The organism is Pedobacter sp. (assembly GCF_046462515.1).
GTDB lineage: Bacteria > Bacteroidota > Bacteroidia > Sphingobacteriales > Sphingobacteriaceae > Pedobacter.
Map to the genome: position 1 here is coordinate 210947 of NZ_JBKGVD010000002.1, position 21714 is coordinate 232660.

At 36.4% G+C, this 21714-nt stretch carries 18 protein-coding genes; 12 read left to right on the plus strand and 6 right to left on the minus strand.

Features of this window, described 5'->3' with window-relative positions:
• Position 1: 1 nt before the first annotated feature.
• The 5 genes from ACLHG9_RS01820 (at position 2) to ACLHG9_RS01840 (ending at position 9300) form a co-directional block, all read left to right on the plus strand.
• A complete protein-coding gene (locus tag ACLHG9_RS01820) occupies positions 2-1336 on the plus strand; it encodes a DUF4302 domain-containing protein (protein ID WP_410219814.1) in 1335 nt (444 codons plus the stop codon).
• A gap of 683 nt (positions 1337-2019) precedes the next feature.
• Positions 2020-2859, plus strand: a complete 840-nt coding sequence (locus tag ACLHG9_RS01825) for a hypothetical protein (RefSeq protein WP_410219815.1) — start codon at positions 2020-2022, stop codon at positions 2857-2859.
• Between the two features lie 361 nt (positions 2860-3220).
• Entirely contained in the window at positions 3221-4786 is a 1566-nt protein-coding gene (locus tag ACLHG9_RS01830) for a T9SS type A sorting domain-containing protein (protein ID WP_410219816.1), read from the plus strand.
• 158 nt (positions 4787-4944) lie between these two features.
• Positions 4945-8910 (plus strand): S8 family serine peptidase, encoded by a 3966-nt coding sequence (locus tag ACLHG9_RS01835; protein ID WP_410219817.1) that lies wholly within the window; start codon positions 4945-4947, stop codon positions 8908-8910.
• A 201-nt stretch (positions 8911-9111) separates the two neighbouring features.
• Positions 9112-9300, plus strand: a complete 189-nt coding sequence (locus ACLHG9_RS01840; RefSeq protein ID WP_243357628.1) for a hypothetical protein — start codon at positions 9112-9114, stop codon at positions 9298-9300.
• A 105-nt stretch (positions 9301-9405) separates the two neighbouring features.
• Here ACLHG9_RS01840 and ACLHG9_RS01845 read toward each other — a convergent pair whose 3' ends face one another.
• Positions 9406-9549 (minus strand): hypothetical protein, encoded by a 144-nt coding sequence (locus ACLHG9_RS01845; RefSeq protein WP_410219818.1) that lies wholly within the window; start codon positions 9547-9549, stop codon positions 9406-9408.
• Between the two features lie 227 nt (positions 9550-9776).
• On the opposite strand from ACLHG9_RS01845, the gene ACLHG9_RS01850 reads away from it, so the two are divergent.
• Genes ACLHG9_RS01850 through ACLHG9_RS01865 form a run of 4 tightly spaced genes read left to right on the plus strand, consistent with a single transcriptional unit; the run spans position 9777 to position 11972 of the window.
• On the plus strand, positions 9777-9977 hold the full coding sequence (locus ACLHG9_RS01850) for a hypothetical protein (protein ID WP_410219819.1): 201 nt from the start codon (positions 9777-9779) through the stop codon (positions 9975-9977).
• Between the two features lie 15 nt (positions 9978-9992).
• Positions 9993-10424: a DUF983 domain-containing protein gene (locus ACLHG9_RS01855; protein ID WP_410219820.1), complete on the plus strand. Its 432-nt coding sequence runs from the start codon at positions 9993-9995 to the stop codon at positions 10422-10424.
• A gap of 6 nt (positions 10425-10430) precedes the next feature.
• A complete protein-coding gene (locus ACLHG9_RS01860; RefSeq protein WP_410219821.1) occupies positions 10431-11093 on the plus strand; it encodes a DUF2461 domain-containing protein in 663 nt (220 codons plus the stop codon).
• A gap of 36 nt (positions 11094-11129) precedes the next feature.
• Complete coding sequence (locus ACLHG9_RS01865; RefSeq protein WP_410219822.1) at positions 11130-11972, plus strand: OmpA family protein; 843 nt, start codon at positions 11130-11132, stop codon at positions 11970-11972.
• Between the two features lie 114 nt (positions 11973-12086).
• On the opposite strand, the gene rfbC is transcribed toward ACLHG9_RS01865, so the two are convergent.
• From rfbC to ACLHG9_RS01880, 3 genes are read right to left on the minus strand one after another with little or no spacing between them, the layout of a single operon-like run.
• Complete coding sequence (rfbC, locus tag ACLHG9_RS01870) at positions 12087-12641, minus strand: dTDP-4-dehydrorhamnose 3,5-epimerase (RefSeq protein ID WP_410219823.1); 555 nt, start codon at positions 12639-12641, stop codon at positions 12087-12089.
• A 13-nt stretch (positions 12642-12654) separates the two neighbouring features.
• Positions 12655-12957 carry a DUF4286 family protein gene (locus ACLHG9_RS01875; RefSeq protein WP_410219824.1) on the minus strand — a complete coding sequence of 101 codons (303 nt, stop codon included), beginning with the start codon at positions 12955-12957 and terminating at the stop codon, positions 12655-12657.
• 15 nt (positions 12958-12972) lie between these two features.
• The gene (locus ACLHG9_RS01880) at positions 12973-14778 is read right to left on the minus strand and encodes a tetratricopeptide repeat protein (protein WP_410219825.1); all 1806 of its coding nucleotides are present in this window, start codon (positions 14776-14778) and stop codon (positions 12973-12975) included.
• A gap of 345 nt (positions 14779-15123) precedes the next feature.
• On the opposite strand from ACLHG9_RS01880, the gene ACLHG9_RS01885 reads away from it, so the two are divergent.
• The 3 genes from ACLHG9_RS01885 to ACLHG9_RS01895 are packed head-to-tail and all read left to right on the plus strand — an operon-like array spanning position 15124 to position 19429.
• Positions 15124-17013: an alpha/beta hydrolase family protein gene (locus ACLHG9_RS01885; RefSeq protein ID WP_410219826.1), complete on the plus strand. Its 1890-nt coding sequence runs from the start codon at positions 15124-15126 to the stop codon at positions 17011-17013.
• Positions 17014-17028: 15 nt separating this feature from the next.
• Positions 17029-18699 carry a sensor histidine kinase gene (locus ACLHG9_RS01890; protein WP_410219827.1) on the plus strand — a complete coding sequence of 557 codons (1671 nt, stop codon included), beginning with the start codon at positions 17029-17031 and terminating at the stop codon, positions 18697-18699.
• Between the two features lie 40 nt (positions 18700-18739).
• On the plus strand, positions 18740-19429 hold the full coding sequence (locus ACLHG9_RS01895) for a response regulator transcription factor (protein ID WP_410219828.1): 690 nt from the start codon (positions 18740-18742) through the stop codon (positions 19427-19429).
• Here the strand turns inward: ACLHG9_RS01895 and ACLHG9_RS01900 are convergent.
• Both ACLHG9_RS01900 and ACLHG9_RS01905 read right to left on the minus strand, forming a co-directional pair.
• Positions 19426-20319 carry a hypothetical protein gene (locus ACLHG9_RS01900; RefSeq protein ID WP_410219829.1) on the minus strand — a complete coding sequence of 298 codons (894 nt, stop codon included), beginning with the start codon at positions 20317-20319 and terminating at the stop codon, positions 19426-19428. The two genes, ACLHG9_RS01895 and ACLHG9_RS01900, sit on opposite strands and share 4 nt — an antisense overlap.
• A 32-nt stretch (positions 20320-20351) precedes the next feature.
• The gene (locus ACLHG9_RS01905; protein ID WP_410219830.1) at positions 20352-21599 is read right to left on the minus strand and encodes a metallophosphoesterase; all 1248 of its coding nucleotides are present in this window, start codon (positions 21597-21599) and stop codon (positions 20352-20354) included.
• Positions 21600-21714 lie beyond the last annotated feature (115 nt).

The window sequence follows — 21714 nt, forward strand, 5'->3', positions numbered from 1 at the left end:
CATGAGAAAGAATTTTATATATGCTGTAATGCTATTGTTAGGGTTTACAGCCTGTCGTAAAACTGAGGTTGAGGATATTTTTTATGCTTCCCCAGAGCAAAGAATGGCAGATACGCTGAATTTTATCAGAAACGAGTTAAAAACGGCGCAATATGGTTGGAAAGGAGGTTTCGCTACCGGATTAAAAGGAGGTTATGGTTTCTACTTCCAGTTTGATGCAGACCAAAATGTTTCCATGCTGAGCGATTATTCAACCACTTCGGGTACGGACCTCAAGAAATCAACCTACAGAGTATCACCTACAAATACACCTTCATTATTATTTGATACATATAATTATATTTCTATTATGCAAGATCCTGTGCCAGGTGTGGCAGGCGGTACTGCCGGGCAGGGTTATAAAAGTGATATTGAATTTATATATGTAGGTAAAAAAGGCGATTCACTATTGTTCAAGGGTAAAAAATATAGTTATCCCTTAACACTGATCAAGCTGGGGCAAAACGAACAACAATCATATCTAAACGGAGGCATCAACAGCTATAAAACAAATTTTGCGGCTGCTTATAATAATAATTATATGTTCTCATATTTATCCGGGGGGCAGAATGGCAATTTAGCAGTAGATGTGGATTATGCAGGCAAAATTATCAAATTTAGCTATGTAAATGCCTCTGGTAGCGTTACTTCCATAGTTAGTTCGCCTTTCTATTATACAACCTCGGCGCTTAATTTAGTCCGTTCTTATTATGTGCCTTATAATGGAAAACTGATAAAGGGATTGACCTATCAGGGTAATAAGGTACAACTGATATTTACAGATGGTACAACAACAGAACTCGCTTCGCAAAATTCGCCTTTGTACAAGCTTGATCTGGTTTTTGATTACAATAAAACCTTTAAAAAACTAGTAGCCGGTGACCCTATTCCGGGAGTTACAGCCAATGTGCCTATTTTTGATAAGGTAAGAGAATTGTTTACTACATCTGGTCGTACCATTAATACAATGTATTTTGCTTTCACCAACAGTACAACGGCCATTTTTTACATTGCATATACTTCTGGAACAAGCCCTTTTGTTGCATCAGCAACCTATCAGTACAGAAGAGAGGGTAATAGACTATGGTTAAAACGCACAGGAATAGATGGTGGAAATAACTGGAATACTCGATCAGTACAGGTAGCACCTGTAGACGCTCTATTTGGTACTGGGGATGAGCGAGAGTTTGTATTGGATTGGGCAGCGAGCTCAGATATTTCTGTGAAATTCCCAATAGGTGCTATTAAATCAGCAACTAATCTTAATAATATGCTATACGGAAGGCTAGGAGAATAATGATAGAATTGCACTGGCGGTTTAAAGTGTCAGATTGCCAGTGCAAAATCAAATTTATCCATAAGTTATTATATGTAGATAAAGTATCAATGATGTCCTATACTATCCAATAAAAAGAAGTGAAGCTTATTGATTTTAGAATATTGTTAGATGATTAAAATAAAACTCAAAAAAAGAAGGTATAAGTTAAGTTATTTCGTTGGTCCACTGTTTGTTATAGTGTTTATTCTGGATCTTTTTTTGCAAACAGACCACACTTGGAGATCTTACTCTTATTTCTTTCTTGGAGTTTCTTTTACATTATTTCTTTTCCTTGATAGGGAAGCTAATATATTTTAATTGATGATGAAAACTTTGTGGTACTAGGGAGATTTTTTTCTAAACGTATTAACTTAAACAAAGTTACTGATTGTGAAATCAAGGAAGATGTTTTAAACATAGTTTGTAAAGGAAAGATAACATCTATTAATCTAACCTTAATTGAACATGCTTCATTGGAAGATCTCATCTCTTTTCTAAATCAAAGTAAGTTAAAATCAAATCTTAATAATATGCTTAGAGAATAGCTTACCTTTTTTCTAACCGAAATAAGAAATCTAATTCAAATAACAGCTTGGTTTTTATACAGGCCAGGCTGTTTATTACCTGAAAAATCAACCAACTAAACCAAAAAACTAACTGTTATGAAGAAACTTTTACTCTTATTAATACTGGCATTTTGTACATCGGTGGTCGATGCGCAACTTACCTACAAAAACATAATTATAGGTACAAATACTTCGGCCAATGGGCGGGCTCCGCAAACTTCGCACAGAAATACCAAATGTGTTTACTATATTCCTGCATCAGAAATGTCAGATGGGGGTGTAGGAGCAGGTACTCAACTGAAAGGCATTGGTTTCAGTTATAAAGATGCCACTGCCGCAATGACCGCAACGGGTAGTTTAAAAATCTATCTTCAGAACACTACTGATGCAGATTATCAAAAAGGAACCAGTTTTAGTGCGGCCATAGCCACAATGACAAAGGTAAGTGATGGTACTGTTACTTTAACATCAACAGCGGCTACCGATTTTGAATTTCAAAACGGAGATGCTTTTACCTATGCGGGTGGAGGCTTGTATGTAGCTTTTGAGTGGAGTAATGCTGGTACCTTGGGTACGGCTAACACCGCTTTCTGTAACAATTCGCAGATAAACGGAAAAGATGGTTTGTTCTCTTCTTCATCAACATCTAGTGCTACCGGAGCAAGTAATACCATAGCTACCAGTCCTTTTCGTCCCTATACACGTTTTGCTTATCAGTTACCGGCTAATGATGCAGGAGTTTCATCTGTATATGCAATGAGTACTGCACCGGTAAATGAGGGCTTGCAAAAAATAGCTGCTAGGATCACAAATAATGGACTTGCTATACAAAATAATATTGATGTTACCCTAACGATTACGGGAGCGAATACCTTTACGAGTACTAAGAATATTGCAACACTGGCATCTGAAGCATCAACAGTGGTAACTTTTTGATGATTTTGTACCTACAGTTAAAGGTACTAATACCATTAATGTAAGCATAAGCACTGCCACAGATGATAATAATGCTAATAATAGTCTTCAGGTTTCACAAGAAGTAACAGATGGCAGATTTTCACATAATATTGGTACAGCTTCTTCAGGGGCCTATGGTTACAATGATGGTACTGGTGTTTATGCGGCCAAGTATAAAGCTAATGGTACAGTTAATGTAAAAGCGCTCAAATTTAAGGTAGGCAACGATGCAGATAACAGTATTGGAAAACCTATACAGGCTGTACTTATTAATAGTGCTGGTGTAACTCTGGCAACATCAGCCATATATAATATAGAAGCTGGTGATATCGATAAGTTTTTGGTTTTAAACTTTACTCCGGCTAATGCAATCCTAACCAATGAAGAATTTTATGTAGGCGTGGCACTTATGGGAGATGGAGTAAATAAGTTTTACCCTATAGCTGTACAGCCGGAGAGTCCGGTAAGGCCAGGTACTTTCTATTCTACAGGAAATGCCTATGATGGTGGAGCTACCACAACTTTTGGCAGTACATCGGTTAAGCCAATGATAGAGGCGATAACCTCTAATGCGGTTCTAAATAGCAATATCACTACGGTAAACGCTGTATATGCGTTAGGTAAAAACCCACTTGCCCTTGGTGCAGGTGAAATAATGCAGGCCGTTATTACTAACGACGGTGAAACTATTATGAACAATGTACCTGTGAGTCTTGCCATATCAGGAGCAAATACTTTTGCAAGTGCGCAAACAATCGTAAAGTTAGGTGCAGGTCAATCGGCTACGGTGTCTTTTGGAGCATTTACTGCTACAGCCAAAGGAACTAATATTATAACAGTAACTTCTAATAACGAAACGGCCAAAGCATTGAGTATTAATCAGGTAATTACAGATGGAATTTTTTCTTATGCCAATGAAGCACCACGTACATCAAATTATGGTGCATCAAATGGTGATATTATTTTTCTTGTAAAACACAGCTTAACAGGAACAAAAAAAATTAAAGCTGTTAGGCTTAGAATTGGTTCTAATGCCGCAAATACAGGTAAAAGCATATATGCTGTACTAACTGATGGAAATGGAAATGTTGTAGCCCAATCAGATAGTTATATTATACAAAGTGCTGATTTGGATACAGATAAGGATTTCTTACTGCAAACTCCTACTACCATTACCAACCAAAATTTTATGGTAGGAATAGCATTAGAAACTGCACAACAATTCTACCCAATCGGTGTGCAGACAGAAAATCCGGCCAGAACAGGGGCATATTACACCAGAGCACGTACCAGCAATACATTAACCCTTAGCTCGGCACTTTATAGATACATGATTTCGGCTATAACAGAAGATGAAGTATTGCCTGTAACCATTAGTAGCTTTACCGCTAAGCTCAATAATAACAAAGTAAACTTAAGCTGGACTGTGGGCATAGAAACAAATGTAAACCGTTATGTGGTTGAGCGCTCACAAAATGGCACAGACTTCATAAGTGTGGCAGAAGTAGCGGCTAATGGCTCATCAAATTATGCAGCTTTAGATGTTAAGCCAGAACTGGGTGTGAATTACTACCGTTTAAAAGGAGTGGATAACGATGGAACAATAAGCCCGTTTAATGAACTGAGATCCGTTAAGGTTATTTCATTAGCAGTACAGGAAGCACAGATTTATCCAAATCCATTAGTGGGCAATACGCTTAAGGTTAGTTTGGTAAACTACATCAAAGGAACATATAATTACAAATTAACCAATGTGGCAGGTAAAGTTATACAGAAAGGTAGCTTTGATCATAATGGTTCTGAAGGCAGTTCGATTGCATTTAACAGTCAATTGCCAAAAGGTGTTTATGTTCTTCAGATTGTACACGGATCAGAAGTCATTCAATCTAAACTGGTTAAGCAATAAATCAAAAACAATTATACATAACTGTCATATCATTAAGGCGCTCTCTTAATTGATGTGGCAGTTTTTTGTTTACCGCTAAAAATATTTACATGCCCCCTATACCTTTTATTAAAAAACAATCTTTGAGCCGTACTATTTTTTTGTCATGGTTCTTTTGCATGATATTATTTCAAATAGCCTCAGCTCAGGATAATAAATCACTTACAACTAATACTGCTTTTTTGAGGCAAAATGGTAAAGATTTAGCCAAGGTAATGAATAAAGAGCGTAAAAAAGCTTGGGATATAGCCAAACAAAAAGGATGGACCACATTTAGAGCAAACAAACAGGGTAAAATCATACAATTGGTAGGGGTAGATGGTGAAGGCTTGCCTATATATGAGGCAACAACCAATGAAACGGCCGCAGGTACTACTCAAACGAATAAGCTATACACCGGAGGTATTTTGGGGTTAAACCTCAATGGAAGTACTATTCCCAATAACAAGGTGGCCTTATGGGACGGTGGTTCTGTTTTAACCACTCATCAGGAATTTGCAGGTTCACGAATAATAGTTAAGGATGGTGCGGCAAACGCTTCGCATGGTACTCATGTAGCAGGTACAATTGCTGCGGCAGGTATAAATAATTCAGCCAAAGGTATGGCTTATGGCTTGCCACAACTTTTATCTTACGATTTTAATAACGATAACTCTGAAATGTCTTTAGAGGCAGCAAATTTGCTGTTATCCAATCATTCATATGGCCGGATAAGTGGTTGGAGTTATAACGATGTAAGCAGTAGATGGGAGTTTTATGGGCGATGGGGTGATAATGAGGATTATAATTTTGGCTACTACGATAGCAAGGCCCAAACTTGGGATAATATATGCTATAATGCGCCTTACTATCTGCCTATAAAATCGGCAGGCAATAACCGTAATGACAATGGGCCAGTTGTCGGAGGGAATTATTACCGATATAATACAAGCGGAGTAATGGTAAATGCAGGAGCAAGACCTGCAGGTATGAGCAATAATGATGGTTATGATATCATCCCCAGTTATGGAACGGCAAAGAATATTCTTACCGTAGGCGCAATATACGGCCTGAAATACGGTGCTTCGCTACCAAGTGAGATTATAATGTCGAGCTTTAGCTCCTGGGGACCAACAGATGACGGACGTATTAAGCCTGATCTGGTAGCCGATGGAGTTAGTGTGATTTCGGCAAATAACACAGGCAACGATCGATATGTTACCATGTCGGGTACATCTATGGCTGCTCCTAATGTAACAGGTTCATTGGTGTTACTACAAGAACTTTATTATCAAAAATATGGAGCGTTTATGCGTTCAGCCTCCTTAAAAGGCTTAGCCATAGCCACTACAAATGAGGCTGGGCCAGGTTTAGGACCCGATTACCAGTTTGGATGGGGATTATTGAATGCCGAAAAAGCTGCTAAAGCTATTCTGAACAATGGAACAAAGAGCTTAATTTCAGAACGCACTTTAACGCAGGGACAAACACAAACTATTCAGGTAGTAGCTTCGGGTAATGGCCCATTACTAGCAACCATTTGCTGGACAGATCCTGCCGTTACACCTATATCAACTACTAATGCATTAAATAATCCTACGCTACGATTGATAAACGATTTGGATATGAGAATAGGTGACGGTGTTGCTACTTATTATCCATGGATACTGGATCCGTCAAATCCGGCAGCGGCGGCAACTACGGGAGATAATTTTAGAGATAATGTAGAGCAAATCTACATTGCAAATGCCATACCCGGAAAAACATATACAATTACCATTGGTCATAAAAATAATTTACAAAGTGGAAGCCAGCCTTTTTCATTAATTGTTACGGGAGTAGGCGGTACGGCTTATTGCGCTTCGGCACCTGCATCCAGTGCAGATTCTAAGATTACCGCTTTTACGCTGTCTAATCTGGTTTATAATGCTGCTGCTGGTTGTACTTCTTATACCGATAATACAGCTCAGACCATAACACTGGAAAGAGGAAGAAGCTATAATTTGAGTTTGTCTGTAGGTACATGTGGTTCAGATTTTAATAAAATAGCCAAAGTATTTATAGATTGGAACGGCGATGGTGATTTTGATGATGCGGATGAAGCTGTGGCATATACAGGGCTTATAAATGCAAATGGTATGTATGGAGCAACCGTAACAGTTCCAACTACAGTGATACCTGATAATTATACTTTATTAAGAATAGTACTTGTAGAAACGTCGGCAGCAAATGATGTGCAAGCTTGTGGTACTTATGCCAAGGGCGAAACTCAGGATTATAGGGTTAAGTTTACAGAAACTGCGGTTAATGTGGGCCTAAATGAAATTGTAAGCCCTATTAATGGAGAAATGGCAGGACCTGCAAAAAGAATAATGGTTAAGCTTAAAAATTACGGGGCAAATACGGCATCGGCTGTACCGGTTAATATTTTAGTAAAAGAAGAAGGAGTTACTGTGACTACGATTAATGAAACTTATTACGGTAGTATTGCACCTAATAACGAGACTACATTTCTTCTACAGACCACATTTAATGCACAATCTGGAAAAACCTATACCATAGATGCCCAAACAGCTTTGAGTGGTGATGTCATTACCAGCGACAATCTGACCAGCAAAACCATCATGATTTCTAATGCTCCATCTGTTGGTGATACAAAAGCCTATTATACAGATATTACAGGCACTTATTATTTAACCTCTGGGCAAAATAACGGTACTTTGTTTTGGTATGATGCGATGAGTTCAACGACTTCGTTCAGTACAGGTAACGCTGTAATTACTACGCAAGCACCTGCTGGTAACAATACCTATTACGTAGGGCTTAATAATTATCTGGGTAATATGGGGCCGGCAAGTAAAGCTGTATATGGTAGTGGTACTTACGGACAAGCACCGTATAACTTATATTTTACAACTAAAGTCCCTTTAAAGATAGAGAGCGCCCGTTTGTACATAGGTTATCGGGGTGCAGTTACTTTTAACGTTTACGATGCTAATATAGGCGTAAAAGTATCATCTTCTACCATTAGTGTAAATAATACCCGTAATCCGGCCAGCACTTCAACTTCGGCATCAGATATATCAACTGATGTTGGACAAGTATATCAGTTAGATATTATTTTTCCTTATGCAGGTTCTTTTTATATCGTTGCCGAATTTAACAATGGTGCAACGCTGTTTAGAAATAACGGAGCTGCGGGAACTGCAGCATATCCGTTTACAGAAAATACTGGTTTGTTCTCACTTGTATCACATACAGGAGCAAGCGGCCTTTCTATGAACAATTTCTGGTATTTCTTTTACGATTTAAAGGCCAAACCGATTGGAGAAACCCTTACCACAAAACAAGCTGTAATCTTAAGCAATTTAACCATTACACAAGAAAATGGTGCTTTGATATCACCTATAGCTACTGGCAATCAATGGTATTTAAATGGCAATCCTATAAATGGAGCTACAGCAGCCATTTATCAACCTGTTCAACAAGGCAATTATATGGTTAAAATAACTTTGCAGGGTGGATTAACGATTACTTCAAACTTATATCAGCTAAATACATTGCCTGTAAACTTAAACAGCTTTACCGCCAAAGCAGATCACAACAAAGTTATCTTAAACTGGACTGTAAGTACAGAAGTAAATGTGAACCGTTATGAGGTTGAGCGTTTATTGGATGGAACTGATTTTACAAAAGTAGCAGAAGTAACAGCTAACGGTTCATCAAACTATACCGCAATAGATGTCAAACCAGAATTGGGTATGAATTATTATCGTTTAAAAGCTATAAATAATGATGAAACCTTGAGCTATTTTAATGAATTAAGAAGCGTAAAACTGGAGACCTTAGCATCAAAAGAAGTAAGAGTTTATCCAAATCCTCTTACCGGTAATGCCATTAACCTTAGTTTATTGAATTATGCAAAGGGTAATTACAGTTATAAACTAACAGATGTAAGAGGTAAAATAATTCAAGAGGGAAATCTTGAGAACAATAATACAGAGAATCACAAGATTGCTGTGAGTAGTTCATTACCTAAGGGAATGTATATTCTTTATGTAATCAATGGAAAAGAGCTGGTTCAGGCTAAGCTCGTTAAACAATAGATTGATAAAGTGCAGTTAGGATTAATTAAGAAGAAGGGGCTTTTAAAGCTCCTTTTTTTATACTTAAAAAGGAATTAATGCTTGCCTTTGTTAAATGCCTGTGTATATCTTGGTGCTTAATCTCTAAAAGACAGGGTTTAAGGAGTTTTTGATTTTGTTTATTGTAATTTGTAAATTCAATACAATCTAAAAAAAAACTATATGAAAACTCAATTAACGGTTCTTTCTCGTAAAGAAATGAAACAAATCTTTGGTGGTTCTGATGGCGATGAACAAAAATTAGTATTATGCCCTATTTGTACTAATGATCCACGATTTAACCCAGATTTTTATCGTTGGTGCGAAAATTGGGAATGTAGTGATGATGCTACACCAGCAGACGATTTTTAAAAAATAAGCCCTTTCAAGTCTATTGAAAGGGCTTATTTGATCAGTCAAATGGATTTTAGATAAAGTGAGTATAATTCATTTCTTTTAATCCATAAAAGCTGAAGATTATTCTTCAGGTACAGGATCTTCTATAGGGCAATGCCATTCTAAACAAGGTGGTTCTGAATAGCCATGATAAGGAAGAGGTGCTTCTATGCATAATTTACATAATGCAGGTACTTGATCGTCTCCGCCCATAATTTTTTTCATTTCACTTCTGGAAAGTGATTTCATTTTTAAAAGAGCCATATTTGTAATGATTTGATTTAATTAAAATTAACAAAAAAATATACTCCATTTGCAACTAATTTTAAGCTAAATACCTACACCCTTATGACATAATTTTTTGTGCCTATAATGAGTTAATACGTATATTTGCAATCATGTTTAAAAAAGCCATTTTTACTCTGCTTGTTCTTGTGATAACTTTTGGCATTATGCCAAAAGCGAAGGCGCAATGCTCTATGTGTACCATTAATGCAGAACAAGGCATAAAAAATGGTAATACACAAGGTAAAGGCTTAAACTCAGGAATCTTGTATCTTTTATCTATACCTTATTTACTCATTACCGGCGTGGGCGTGGTGTGGTACTTAAAGTATAAGAAAAAACAGCAAAATAATCAGCCATTGCTATAAAGCATCGGTTTGGCTATGCAACATCTTTCAAATTCAAAAACACCCAAATCGCTTGCCTTTATAAAAGGTAAATGCCCGCAATGCCGTAGGGGAGATGTTTTTACCGGCCCTATGTATGGTTTTGCTTTACAAAAGACCAACGAATTCTGTAGCAATTGTAACCAGCGTTTTGAAATAGAACCTGGTTATTTTTATGCGGCTATGTATGTAAGCTATGCTATGAATATGGCAGAAATGCTGATAGCAGGTATCGTTACTTATTATCTCTTAGATGGGAACCTTGCCTGGGAAACGCTTTGGACTTATGTAATCTCTATTTTACTGGTTTCAATAGTTTTATCTCCTTTTAATTATCGTTATTCGAGAATAATTTTATTACATTGGCTATCACCTAAGATAAAATACAAGCCCGAGTTAGATGTGGAACATTTAAAACATAAAGCTTAAACTAAAATGCTGAACAAAGCAACTTTCGACTTTTTAAGAGATCTGGCCAAAAACAATAACCGCGAGTGGTTTGCCGAAAACAAATTCAGGTATGAAAACGCAAAGCAGGATCTGTACCCTCTTATAGCCACTTTAATAGCAGAATTATCAGCAATAGATCCTGAATTTGCCGCAGATACAGCGCCTAAAAAATGCCTCATGCGCATTTACAGAGATATTAGGTTTAGTGCCAATAAAGATCCGTACAAATTAAATTATGGTATTGCGTTCGATGTGAAGAACTACGGGCCAAAAACGCCGAGTTATTACCTGCATCTACAACCGGGCAACTGCTTTTTCGGATCGGGTTTCTGGATGCCCGAAACAGGAGTGCTGAAATCTGTAAGAGAAGAGATTGACTATAGCGGAGATACTTTTGTAGAAGCCATATCTAATAAAGAATTTAAGAGCCTGTTCACGCTTAGTCAGGAAGATAAACTGAAAAAAGCTCCTAAAGGCTATGAAATTACGCATCCCCATATAGAGTATTTAAAGCTGAAAAGTTTTATTGCCATATACCCGCTTAAAGAAGAAGATTTTTATAAAGATGATATTGTAGATAAGTTGAAAAAAGCCTTTGGCGCGGTACAGCCATTTATTGCATTTTTGCGTTCAGCAGTTGGAGAATAAAAATTCATAAAATACATATAACATAACAGCAAGCTAATGAGAAAGCTAAACTTTTTACTATTCGCCTTTATTATTGTTTCAGCCTTAAGTTCATGCGTGGTGCTCTCTACCAAAAAATACAAATCCTTATTAGCACAGCAAGACTCTCTTAATATGGGCTGGAAAGGGGCTCAATCTGCTAACGAAACACTCGAACAGCGTATAAGTCGCTTACGTACAGATACAGCTAAGTTACATAGCGAGTTAAACGATTTAAAAAGCAGATATGCCGAATTGGATGCTAACTATAGCAAGTTACGTACAAACAGTTCTTCAGAAATCAATAAACTTACGGGCGATCTGGCTAAACGCGAACAACGATTAAAAGAAGTAGAAGAGGTTTTGCGTAAACGTGATGAAGCTACCAATCAACTTAAAGCAAAATTACAGGAAGCCTTGTTGGGTTTTGCTAAAAGCGGACTTACAGTAGAAATGAAAGACGGAAAAGTTTATGTTTCATTAACAGATAAATTACTTTTCCCTTCGGCAAGTATCATTATTGATGAGAAAGGAAAACAAGCACTTGCAGAATTGGCTAAAGTTCTGAAACAGCAGCCTGATATTAACATTGCAGTAGAAGGACATACCGATACGCAGAAAATCAGCAACTTAGGCCAAATTAAAGATAACTGGGATCTAAGTGTATTGAGAGCGACATCGGTAGTAAGATTCTTAACAGAGGAACAAAAAGTTGAAAGTGTACGCATGACCGCAACCGGAAAAGGTCAGTATCAGCCTTTAGCAGATAATGCTACAGCAGAAGGCCGCAGCAGAAACAGAAGAATTGAAATTGTACTCTCACCTAAGTTAGATGAATTGTACAACCTGATCAAACAATAATTTTATAGCAATGAAATTAACAAAGAGCTGCCTAAAAAGCAGCTCTTTGTTGTGTTGAGCTTATTGAATATACTTTTTCACTAGAAAGAAACCCCAATAGGCCAGTTCCTTATCTTAGAAAGGACTTTTAAAATCCTCAAAAGAAGATAAGACCATGTCTTTATCAGATAGCAAGAACAAATCAGGATTTAAATACTGAGCCCAGTTGATGTTAAGAGTAACATCGTTGTACATTACACCAATTTCACTTTCTTTGCTGTAAAATCCCGTAACTTTATACGTAAAAATGGTGTTGTCTTCCAGGGTTAAGAAGCCATGTAAAAAACCTGGAGGAACCCATAGCTGTTTATGGTTGTCGCCACTCAGTTCAATGGCAAAATGCTGTCCGTAAGTAAGTGAGTTTTTTCTGATATCTACAGCTACATCAACTACCCGGCCTTTAATTACCCGTACCAATTTTCCTTGTGCAAAAGGAGGGCTTTGCGCATGCATACCCCTCAGCGTACCTTTTTGCGAGAACGACTGATTATCCTGTACAAATGTTAAATCAATGCCTGCATCGGCAAATACCTTAGTGCTGAAACTTTCGTAAAAATAACCCCTGTTATCTTTCCATACCTTAGGTTCAAAAATTAGCAGATCTTTTATAGGTGTTTCTAATATGGTCATGATGTCTGGTAAATTATGGAAGAAATTCCATTAAAGTACTGAAGGTTACAAGTTTTTTATCAAATTGGCTATAAAGCTCGGTTAAAAGCATTTGCTCATGATTTTCTTTATAATCAGAATAGCTCTCTAAAGTTTCGGCAATAAATTGCAAGCAATAAGATACGCCGTCGTTAGGAGAGTCTACAATCTTTAGAAAACGGTTTGACACAAAGCATTCAGTTTGCATAATCTTGTCAATAAAGTTTGCGCTAACCCATTGCAGAAAATTAAATGCGGAATCTGTTTCAACAATAACAGTGATATTATATAAATACATTGCGCAAAGATAAGCTTACGGTATTACATTATCACCACGTAGATTTCTAAAACGCTTACGGGCTTCAGAAATGAGCATGCTTCCCGGAAAATCAGTAATAAGTTTCTGGTATAATTTAGCCGCTTCTTCATTTTGGTGAAGTTTCTTTTCGTATAGATCAGCAAGCATAAAAATAGCGTCATCAATCCAGATACTATCGTAATAATTGCTGATGATTTCGTTTAATTGCTTAACGGCCAGATCATACTGGGTGGTTTTGGTATAGATTTTAGCTTTGCTGAGCAGAATATCATCACTTAGGCTGTTACCCGGATATTTTGAATGAATGCTATCCAGTTTAACAAGTGCATCAGTAGTTTGGTTGGTGAATAAAAGTAACTCCGCGTCTGCATACATGATCAGTGCCAGGCTGTCGTTTTTATTTTGTAGGTTATCAGAGATTAGCAGGCTTAAATTCAGGGCATCATTAGCAATAAGCTGTGAAGTAGAAGCTTTTAGTATGTCTGCCTGCGATTTGGCAAACTTAAAATTTCCCTGGAAAAATGATAGGCGGGCAGATTTAAAACGGGCTTCGCTGCCTATGGGCTGGTTTTCATAGCTTTTTGATACCTGTTCATACATCAACAAGGCTTCCCAGGGTTCTTTGTTCAGAAGATAAATATCTCCCAGGTCAAGCTTAAGTTGAGCTGTTTCCAAGGGTGGTAAATTCTGTATTTTTAAAGCCTGCTCAAGTATCGCCTCGGCTTTTGTAAAATTCTTTAAGTGGTAAGCCTCAATATTGGCCAATTTTTTGGCCGCAAAAAGTGTTTTAGTGCTTAGTCCGTGCTGGTTAATGATGTCATTGAACTGTACAGCCAGATTTTTAAGCAAGATACTATCTGGTTTGGCATTCATGGCCATTTCATAACGGGTATTAATCAGTTGGATCTGCGAAGGCAGATAGAGTTCGTTCTGTGCTCCTTTACTCACTAGATATTCATAAGCTTTTGTGGCTGTATTGTAAGCATTATTTGCTAAAAAAATATTAGCGGCATTATAAATAGCTATTCCGGTACCACTACTTCTTCTATCCTGAGCAATAAGTTGCCTCAAAGCACTTTCATAATCACGTTGTTGTATAAATTGCCAGGTTAAGAGCGAATTTAGAATATCATTGCCAGGGTCTTTTTGCAGCTTTTTTAAAATGGCAGTCTGTAAAAGCATATAATCTGTATTGTCTTCTAATACAGAAGCCAGCACAGTTTGGGCCTGGTTATATAAAGTGGGCTCAGCAGCAAGCAAATTTACATATTCTTGCACCAGCATAGGTTTGTCTTTTTTATACCTATAAAGGTTAATCAGCTCATAAGTGTAAAGCGTATCATTATTAAGTACCTTTCTACCTTGTAAAAAAGCTTGTATTGCCAGATCATAAGCCTCGTACTTGTAAAATAAATTAGCTAGATCGCGGTAAGCATATTCTTCTTTGGCACAGTTCTCAATTGCTTTAAGAAAGATTTTGTTGGCTTCCGTATTTTTACCCAGTTCAAGGTAAATTTTACCTAAGGCAAGCTGGTAGTTTAGTTTGTCGGGGTATTGCCTGTTCAGGGTTTTGGTAATTTCTTCGGCCTCTTTCAGCTTCTTGCCTTTTACAAGAGATGAAAAAAAGAGGTCAAAATAATTTTCATTTTTATCCTTATTAAACAGTTTCTGAAATATTTCTGCGGCTTTATCATAGCTGCCCTGCTGGTAATACTGATAAGCTAAGCTTTCTTCAGGAAACCCCTGTGCAAAGGTGTTAAGAGATAAAATAAAGAATAAAAAAGATAATATAATTCTCACAATAATATTTTCTATGCTTTGCAGAAACTATTTGTATTTCTGTTACTTATCGCTTATTGTTCGCCTGTTTCAATTCATATTTCTTCAACAACCGGAACGGCGAAATTTTTAAATCAGAAATAAAAACTTTGCCTAAAATTAATTTTTTTGCCTCATAAAAGAGAGATAATGTAAAAATAAAGGTCAATAAAGACACTGTATTTTAAATGTTACGCATGATGTATTTTTTTTAAACCTAAATATCGCTACAATTGAATATACGCGTCTTTACGAAAATGTAACAATCTTAAGTTATAGCAGAAAGCGCTCGTGCATATAATTATTTTTGTATTTTGATAACTACTTATGAGAAGAGGAATAGTTTTGATATGGATTGCAATAGTTTTATCTGCCTGTAACTGGAATGATAAAAATGTAGTTATACCTGTAAACGATTTTTTTAAGAGCCAAGACCGCTCAATTTACCGCTTATCGCCTAATGGTAAATTTCTTTCTTATTTAAAACTGCAGGATAATAATATACAAAATCTTGTAGTTGAGAATATTGAAACCGGAGAAGTCACACAATTAACCCATTTAAAAGAAAAGAAAATAACTTTTTACAACTGGGTAAGTGATGATGAGTTAATTTATTATAAAGAAAAAAACGATAAACGGTTTTTATCTAACCTGTTTATTGTGAATAAGAACGGGAAACAGGAGAAAGAGCTTTTTTCTAATGAAAATACCCGTATGAGAATTATCGACGATCAGCTGATTGATGATAAATTTATACTTATATCGAGCAATAAACGCGATTCTACAGTTTTTGATGTTTACAGGCTAAATGTGAGAGATGGTAAAATAGAAATGGCGGCCCAAAATCCGGGTAATTTTACCAACTGGTTAAGCGATTCAAAAGGCAGGTTAAAAATGGCCATATCAACTGATGGCGTAGATGAGTCTTTATGGTACCGGAATAGCGAAGCAGAGCCTTTTAAGAAAATTGTTACCAATAACTTTAAAACTAAGATCTGGCCAGTAGCGTTTTCAGAAAGTAAATCTAATGTAGTTTATGCTATTTCTAATGTGAACCGCGATAAAAATGCACTGGTAGAATTTGATTGTTCAACAGGAAAAGAAATTAATGTGTTGTTTGCAAACGATAGCCTTAACGTAGTTGATGCGCAATATTCTAAACACCGTAAAATGGTGGACTTTGTAGTATATGAAACCTGGAAAAAAAGCAATTTCTACCTAAATAGATCATCTGAAGAATTATACAAGAAAATAGGTAGTCTGTTACCTAAAAATGAGTTCAGGATTATTCATCGTGACAAAAATGAACAGAACTTTGTGGTAAGATCTTTTACAGATCGCAACCCCGGATCTTATTTCCTCTATAATTCTAACACCAATAATTTAAAGAAACTGAGTGATATCAACTCGGCTATAGATTCTGAGTACATGTGCGAGACCAAACCCATCAGTTTCTTAACGCGTGATAGTCTGATGATTTCAGGATATCTCACTCTGCCTAAAAACAGTAAGAGCAAAAAGGTTCCGGTCGTAGTTTTACCACATAATGGACCTGGTCTTCGCGACGTTTGGGAATACAATGCAGACGTACAGTTTTTAGCTAACAGAGGCTATGCGGTATTGCAGGTTAATTACAGAGGATCAAAAGGTTACGGAAAAGAGTTTTATGCTGCGGGTTTTAAGCAATGGGGACATAAAATAAAGAACGACATAGAAGACGGAGTTAAGTGGGTTATTCAGAAGCAAATTGGCGATCCTAAACGCATTGCCATTTATGGAACGGGTTTTGGAGGCTACATTGCCCTGAATGCAGCTATAGAAAACCCCGATATGTTTAAATGCGTAGGAGCAAACAAAGGTGTGTTAAACCTGTTCAGCTATCTTAAAAGCATACCGCCTTTTTACCAATCGAGCTTGCAGATGTATTATGAAGTAATAGGTAATCCGGTTCAAGATGCCGATAACATGCGTCAGGTATCGCCTGTATTTCATGCAGATAAATTAAAAATCCCGGTTTTTATTACTTTAAATTCTAAAGATCCGCGTGTAAATTCTAATGATGCTATACAGTTTATAAAAGAACTGAAGAAAAACAATGTACCCGTTACTTACATAGACAGAGATGATGGAATAAGCTCTCCAAACCGCGAAGCTGAAAGACAAAAGGCTTACACCGCTTTAGAGAAATTTTTAGAAAGTAATTTGGGCAAAAGATAGTTTGATCTGCAATAGATGGTTTCAGAGAAAGATAACGGATATAGAAAGAACTTTTCATTGATACTTACTTTTATAGTACTTATCTCTGTTATTTTTATCCTGTCGCTATTTTTGGCTTTTAACTTTACCAAAAAGAAAATAGAAAGCGATTTTGTTTCTGCAAAAGCTAATGTGCTCGAAGAAAGTATCAGGCCTTATAATGATTTCTTTCTGAATAAACTTCCTGAGATTTCTTATTACAATGGTTTTCTTGATTCTGCTGCGGCAACCAAACTGGTCGATACCATTTTGCTTAAATACCCCTTTGTAAAAAGAGTGGTTTTTTACGATACAGAAGTCAGGAATTTCAGATTTGAAGATAATGGCTTAAACGTAGGTGATTTTTCGGTAGGGATGAAAAACGCTTATTTATTTAATCCTAAACCAGCCAAGCATGCCATACGCTTATTTGGTAAAAATGCCTTAACAAATACCGGAGTACTCGAAAATTTTAACGAGCTGGCATTGAAGCTTTATACCTTTATTCAGAAATTAGATACCACTAAAATACCCACACAAGAACAACTGTTTGCCAATTTTACCAATATAAAACCCAACAGGATAGATTACCTGAATATACCTGCTTTTGAAGATTTGAAGGTTTATAAAAAAATGGTAAGACAAAAGCTCGAATCAGAACCTATATACCAGCAGGATATGTTTTCGTTTGAGCTTGATCCATTAAAGATTGCAATTAAGAATAATAGAAATAATCTTTATCAGTCGATAAAAATTGTTCCTGTTACTTATGATCCGTTAGATGCCGATTCTGAATATGTTACCGGAGAAATAAATCTGGGAGGTCCATTCTCAGATTATAAACTCTTCTTTATATCATCAAAGGCATTTATTAAGAAGGAGATCTTCAGTTACTTTTTACCTATAGCGCTGATTATTATTTTATTTTACGGTGTGCTTATGCTGGTTGCGTTTTTAATTTTCCGTAACCTGAACATTAACCGTAAAATGTATAAGCTACAATATGATTTTTTGACCAACCTTACTCATGAATTTAAAACTCCGGTAAGTGTAATTAAAATAGCAGGAAATAATATTAAAAGTGCGGCTTTTATATCTGAAAAAGATCAGAAACTGTACGGTAAAATCTTAGATGATGAGGCCGAAAAGCTAAATGGATTAATGAATAAACTATTGGCTTTTACTCAGATAGAGAATAAGGTAATCAAGCTCAAAGAAGAAGAAATCCACATCGTTGACTTTATTGAGAGTACTATAGATGTACATACCCTTAAAAATCCAGATTTCAAGTTAACGTATAGTGTTAATGGTTTAAAAACTTTTATTTCAGATCCTGTACTCTTAGCCAGCTTATTCGATAATTTAATTGAAAATGCCTATAAATATTCACCTGTAGACCGTAAAAAATTACATATTACAGCCTCTTTGGTTAAAGAACATGTAGTTTTGCGCTTTAAAGATCAAGGCATAGGCATACCATCGGCAGAGATCAAGAATATTTTTAAGAAGTTTTACAGATTACAGAATCAATATAACCAGAATGGCAGCGTAGGCCTTGGTTTGGCTTTCTGTAAAGAACTTGTTAACTTTATGGAAGGAGAGATTTTTGTGAAAAGCGAATTGGATAAAGGGACAGAATTTAAAATTGTTTTACCATACAAAGCATAAACACCATCAGAATTATTTTTGAGACCTAAAAACACACAACATGTCTAAAGAAATTAAAATATTAGTTGTAGAAGATGATGATAATTTAAGATTCCTGGTTGGCCAGCGTTTAAAAAGCGAAGGCTACAGAGTTAGTGAAGCTAACGAAGGCAACAAGGGATTGGAGATGATAAATACGGAAAAGCCAGACATTGTCCTGTTGGATTGGATGTTGCCTGGTAAAGAAGGATCAGTAGTTTGTGAGGAAGCCAGAAAAGCAGGTTTTGAAGGTCTGGTTATCATGCTTACAGCAAAAGCACAAGATGTAGATAAAATCGATGCCTATAATTTTGGTGCTTCAGACTATGTAACCAAGCCTTTTAATATGGATGTATTGGTAGCTATGTTAGAGAGTAAAGTTAAATTTTTGCTGAATACCGACAGGTCTGAAATACACAAGTTCAGTAATATGGAACACCATCCTAACATTCATACCCTCATTAGAGATGGTAAAAAGATTGAATTAACCATTTTAGAAAACAGGATCTTACTTTATTTTCTCCGTAATCCAGGTAAAGTAATCAGTAGAGATGACCTAATGCAGGAAGTATGGGGTTATAATTCGGATGTAAACACCCGTACCTTAGATATGCACATTGTAAGATTACGTAAGAAAATAGAAATTAATCCTGATAATCCACAATTATTGCAAACTGTAAGAGGTGTAGGCTATAAATTTAACGGACATTAAACGAAAACAGAACCTACATAACTTGTAAATGACAGCATGATATATTGTAAGAGTAAAGTGCCATCTAAAAACAGGAAATAATAGTATTCATTACGTTTAAAGTTTGACTTAAAAATCAACCAACCTGTTAGTATTACTGTTAAAGACAAACCTATCGTATCAATATCGGGTTTATTGCTAAAAAAGAACAATAGTACGATATACAAAATCAGAAGAGCCTGGCAAAAGATCCAGGCTTTTTTTTCGCCTAAGATTACCGGTATGGTTTTAAGCTCATAAATCTTATCTTGAAACAAATCCCTGATGTCAAAAGGGATGGTTATAGCGCAAACAAACAGAAATCTTTTTACCACCAGTAAGGTGGTGGTGATCCATGATATGTGAATACGGGGATCGCTCTCTGCTTCTGTAATGGGCAATAATACACAACTGAAAGACCATACCAGAGCAATCAAGAAAAGTTTAATGCCCGGTAAATTGCGCAGACCTATTTTTTTGTTCTTTAATCTGATCAATGGTAAATTATAAGCAAAGGAGAGCCCGCCTAAAAAAGCCATCAACAATTTACCTTTTATATCTAAATAAAAAAGGCCTAAAGGAATTAAGCATACACCAGATAAAATGGTAATAAAAACAATAAATTTATAATGTCCGAAAATCCAGCGCACCCTTCTAAAAGGAGACTGCTCAGGGTGCATAGGTTTAGACAATACCATGCTTAAATTATAGATGAGTAGGGTAGAACAAAAAACGAAACCAACAATGTAAAGGTTGGGCTCAAGCTTTAGCAAGTGATAGGTAACCAATGCTTGTGCAGCAGCACAAATTGCAATAAACAGATTGCTGAAGAGAAGAAAATCGAGAAATTGGATGCCAGCTCTTTTAAACATATCTTTTTAATTGATTGACCTCATCCGCAGACTTAACTTCGTTTTAATTCAAATATGGTAATTTCAGGCAAAATACCTACCCGGCCGGGATAACCCAAAAACCCATAGCCTACATTTACGTATAATTGTTGTTGCTGGCTGCGGTATAAGCCTGCCCATTCTTTGTAAATATATTGAATTGGGCTCCATTGTACATGCTCTAAACGAACACCAAACTGCATACCGTGGGTATGTCCGCTAAACATCGCATCAATTTGTGGATATTGCTGTAGCACTTGTCCGCGCCAGTGCGAAGGATCATGCGATAGCAGCAACTTAACCGGTAAATCATCAGTATTCTGTGTAGCCAGATCCATTCTTCCATATTTAGGAAAACGACCCATTCCCCAGTTTTCAATACCTAAAATACCAATTTCTTCCCCGTCTACTTTTAAACGCCTGTTTTGGTTCATCAGTAAATCCCAGCCCATAATTTTATGCGTGGCAATCAGATCGTTTAAATTTTTTGTTTTGGCAGCAGAACTTTCTTTTCCAAAATAATACTCGCCATAATCGTGATTGCCTAATACCGAATATACACCAAGCGGAGCTTTCACCCTGGTAAAAATATCCTGATAATCTTTCATCTCGCTGGTAACATTGTTTACCAGGTCGCCTGTAAAGAATACAAAATCAGGTTTTTGTGCTAAAAGTAAATCTACACCTCCTTTTACAGCCGTTTTATTATAGAAACTACCTGAATGTATATCTGAAATTTGCCCCAGTTTGATGCCATCAAAAGCCTTAGGTAAGTTAGGCAGAACCAATTTTACATTTTTTATTTTATAGTCATAGGCTCCTGATATAATGCCCCAGCTTAAGGAAGTTAAAGGAACAGCGCCTACTACTAAACCAGCTTTTACCAAAAACTTTGATCTACTGATTGGGTCACCGGGAATAGGTTCGCTGGGTTCAAGTGCTTTTTCTTTACGGCCTTTTAACTTGATTACAAGCCTTCTCAAATCATCAATAAGCAGAAAAGGGAGCATGAAAAGCTTGCCAACCGTAATCAGAAAGAAAGCAACCAAAATAACCGCTCTAAAAGTGAGGAACAGGTTAAGATAAATAGCGCAGAATACGCCAATAATCAATGCTCCATTAATGAACCAGTAAGCTCTTGAAAAATAAGTGATTGTTTTTTGCGTCCAGTTTTTAAAAACAGCCAGAATAGCTTTATAGCAATAAAAATCTAAAAGTATGACAAAAAAACAAAGTATAGTAAGCAGTCCGGTACGCCCCATTTTTCAATTGAATTGATAGCAGATTTAAAAATAAATCCGAAAATAAACTTAAAGTAACTTATTTTAGTAAGATACTCTGTCATATTGTTGCATAATTTTTTAACCGCTTATACAA

Bases quoted from the DNA above. Each gene is read 5' to 3' on its own strand.
- ACLHG9_RS01885 (WP_410219826.1), top strand. From the start codon at position 15,124: ATGAGAAGAGGAATAGTTTTGATATGGATTGCAATAGTTTTATCTGCC.
- ACLHG9_RS01875 (WP_410219824.1), bottom strand. From the start codon at position 12,957: ATGTATTTATATAATATCACTGTTATTGTTGAAACAGATTCCGCATTT.
- ACLHG9_RS01835 (WP_410219817.1), top strand. From the start codon at position 4,945: ATGATATTATTTCAAATAGCCTCAGCTCAGGATAATAAATCACTTACA.
- ACLHG9_RS01840 (WP_243357628.1), top strand. From the start codon at position 9,112: ATGAAAACTCAATTAACGGTTCTTTCTCGTAAAGAAATGAAACAAATC.
- ACLHG9_RS01825 (WP_410219815.1), top strand. From the start codon at position 2,020: ATGAAGAAACTTTTACTCTTATTAATACTGGCATTTTGTACATCGGTG.
- ACLHG9_RS01850 (WP_410219819.1), top strand. From the start codon at position 9,777: ATGCCAAAAGCGAAGGCGCAATGCTCTATGTGTACCATTAATGCAGAA.
- ACLHG9_RS01865 (WP_410219822.1), top strand. From the start codon at position 11,130: ATGAGAAAGCTAAACTTTTTACTATTCGCCTTTATTATTGTTTCAGCC.
- ACLHG9_RS01900 (WP_410219829.1), bottom strand. From the start codon at position 20,319: ATGTTTAAAAGAGCTGGCATCCAATTTCTCGATTTTCTTCTCTTCAGC.
- rfbC (WP_410219823.1), bottom strand. From the start codon at position 12,641: ATGACCATATTAGAAACACCTATAAAAGATCTGCTAATTTTTGAACCT.
- ACLHG9_RS01890 (WP_410219827.1), top strand. From the start codon at position 17,029: ATGGTTTCAGAGAAAGATAACGGATATAGAAAGAACTTTTCATTGATA.
- ACLHG9_RS01820 (WP_410219814.1), top strand. From the start codon at position 2: ATGAGAAAGAATTTTATATATGCTGTAATGCTATTGTTAGGGTTTACA.
- ACLHG9_RS01895 (WP_410219828.1), top strand. From the start codon at position 18,740: ATGTCTAAAGAAATTAAAATATTAGTTGTAGAAGATGATGATAATTTA.
- ACLHG9_RS01860 (WP_410219821.1), top strand. From the start codon at position 10,431: ATGCTGAACAAAGCAACTTTCGACTTTTTAAGAGATCTGGCCAAAAAC.
- ACLHG9_RS01905 (WP_410219830.1), bottom strand. From the start codon at position 21,599: ATGGGGCGTACCGGACTGCTTACTATACTTTGTTTTTTTGTCATACTT.
- ACLHG9_RS01845 (WP_410219818.1), bottom strand. From the start codon at position 9,549: ATGAAAAAAATTATGGGCGGAGACGATCAAGTACCTGCATTATGTAAA.
- ACLHG9_RS01855 (WP_410219820.1), top strand. From the start codon at position 9,993: ATGCAACATCTTTCAAATTCAAAAACACCCAAATCGCTTGCCTTTATA.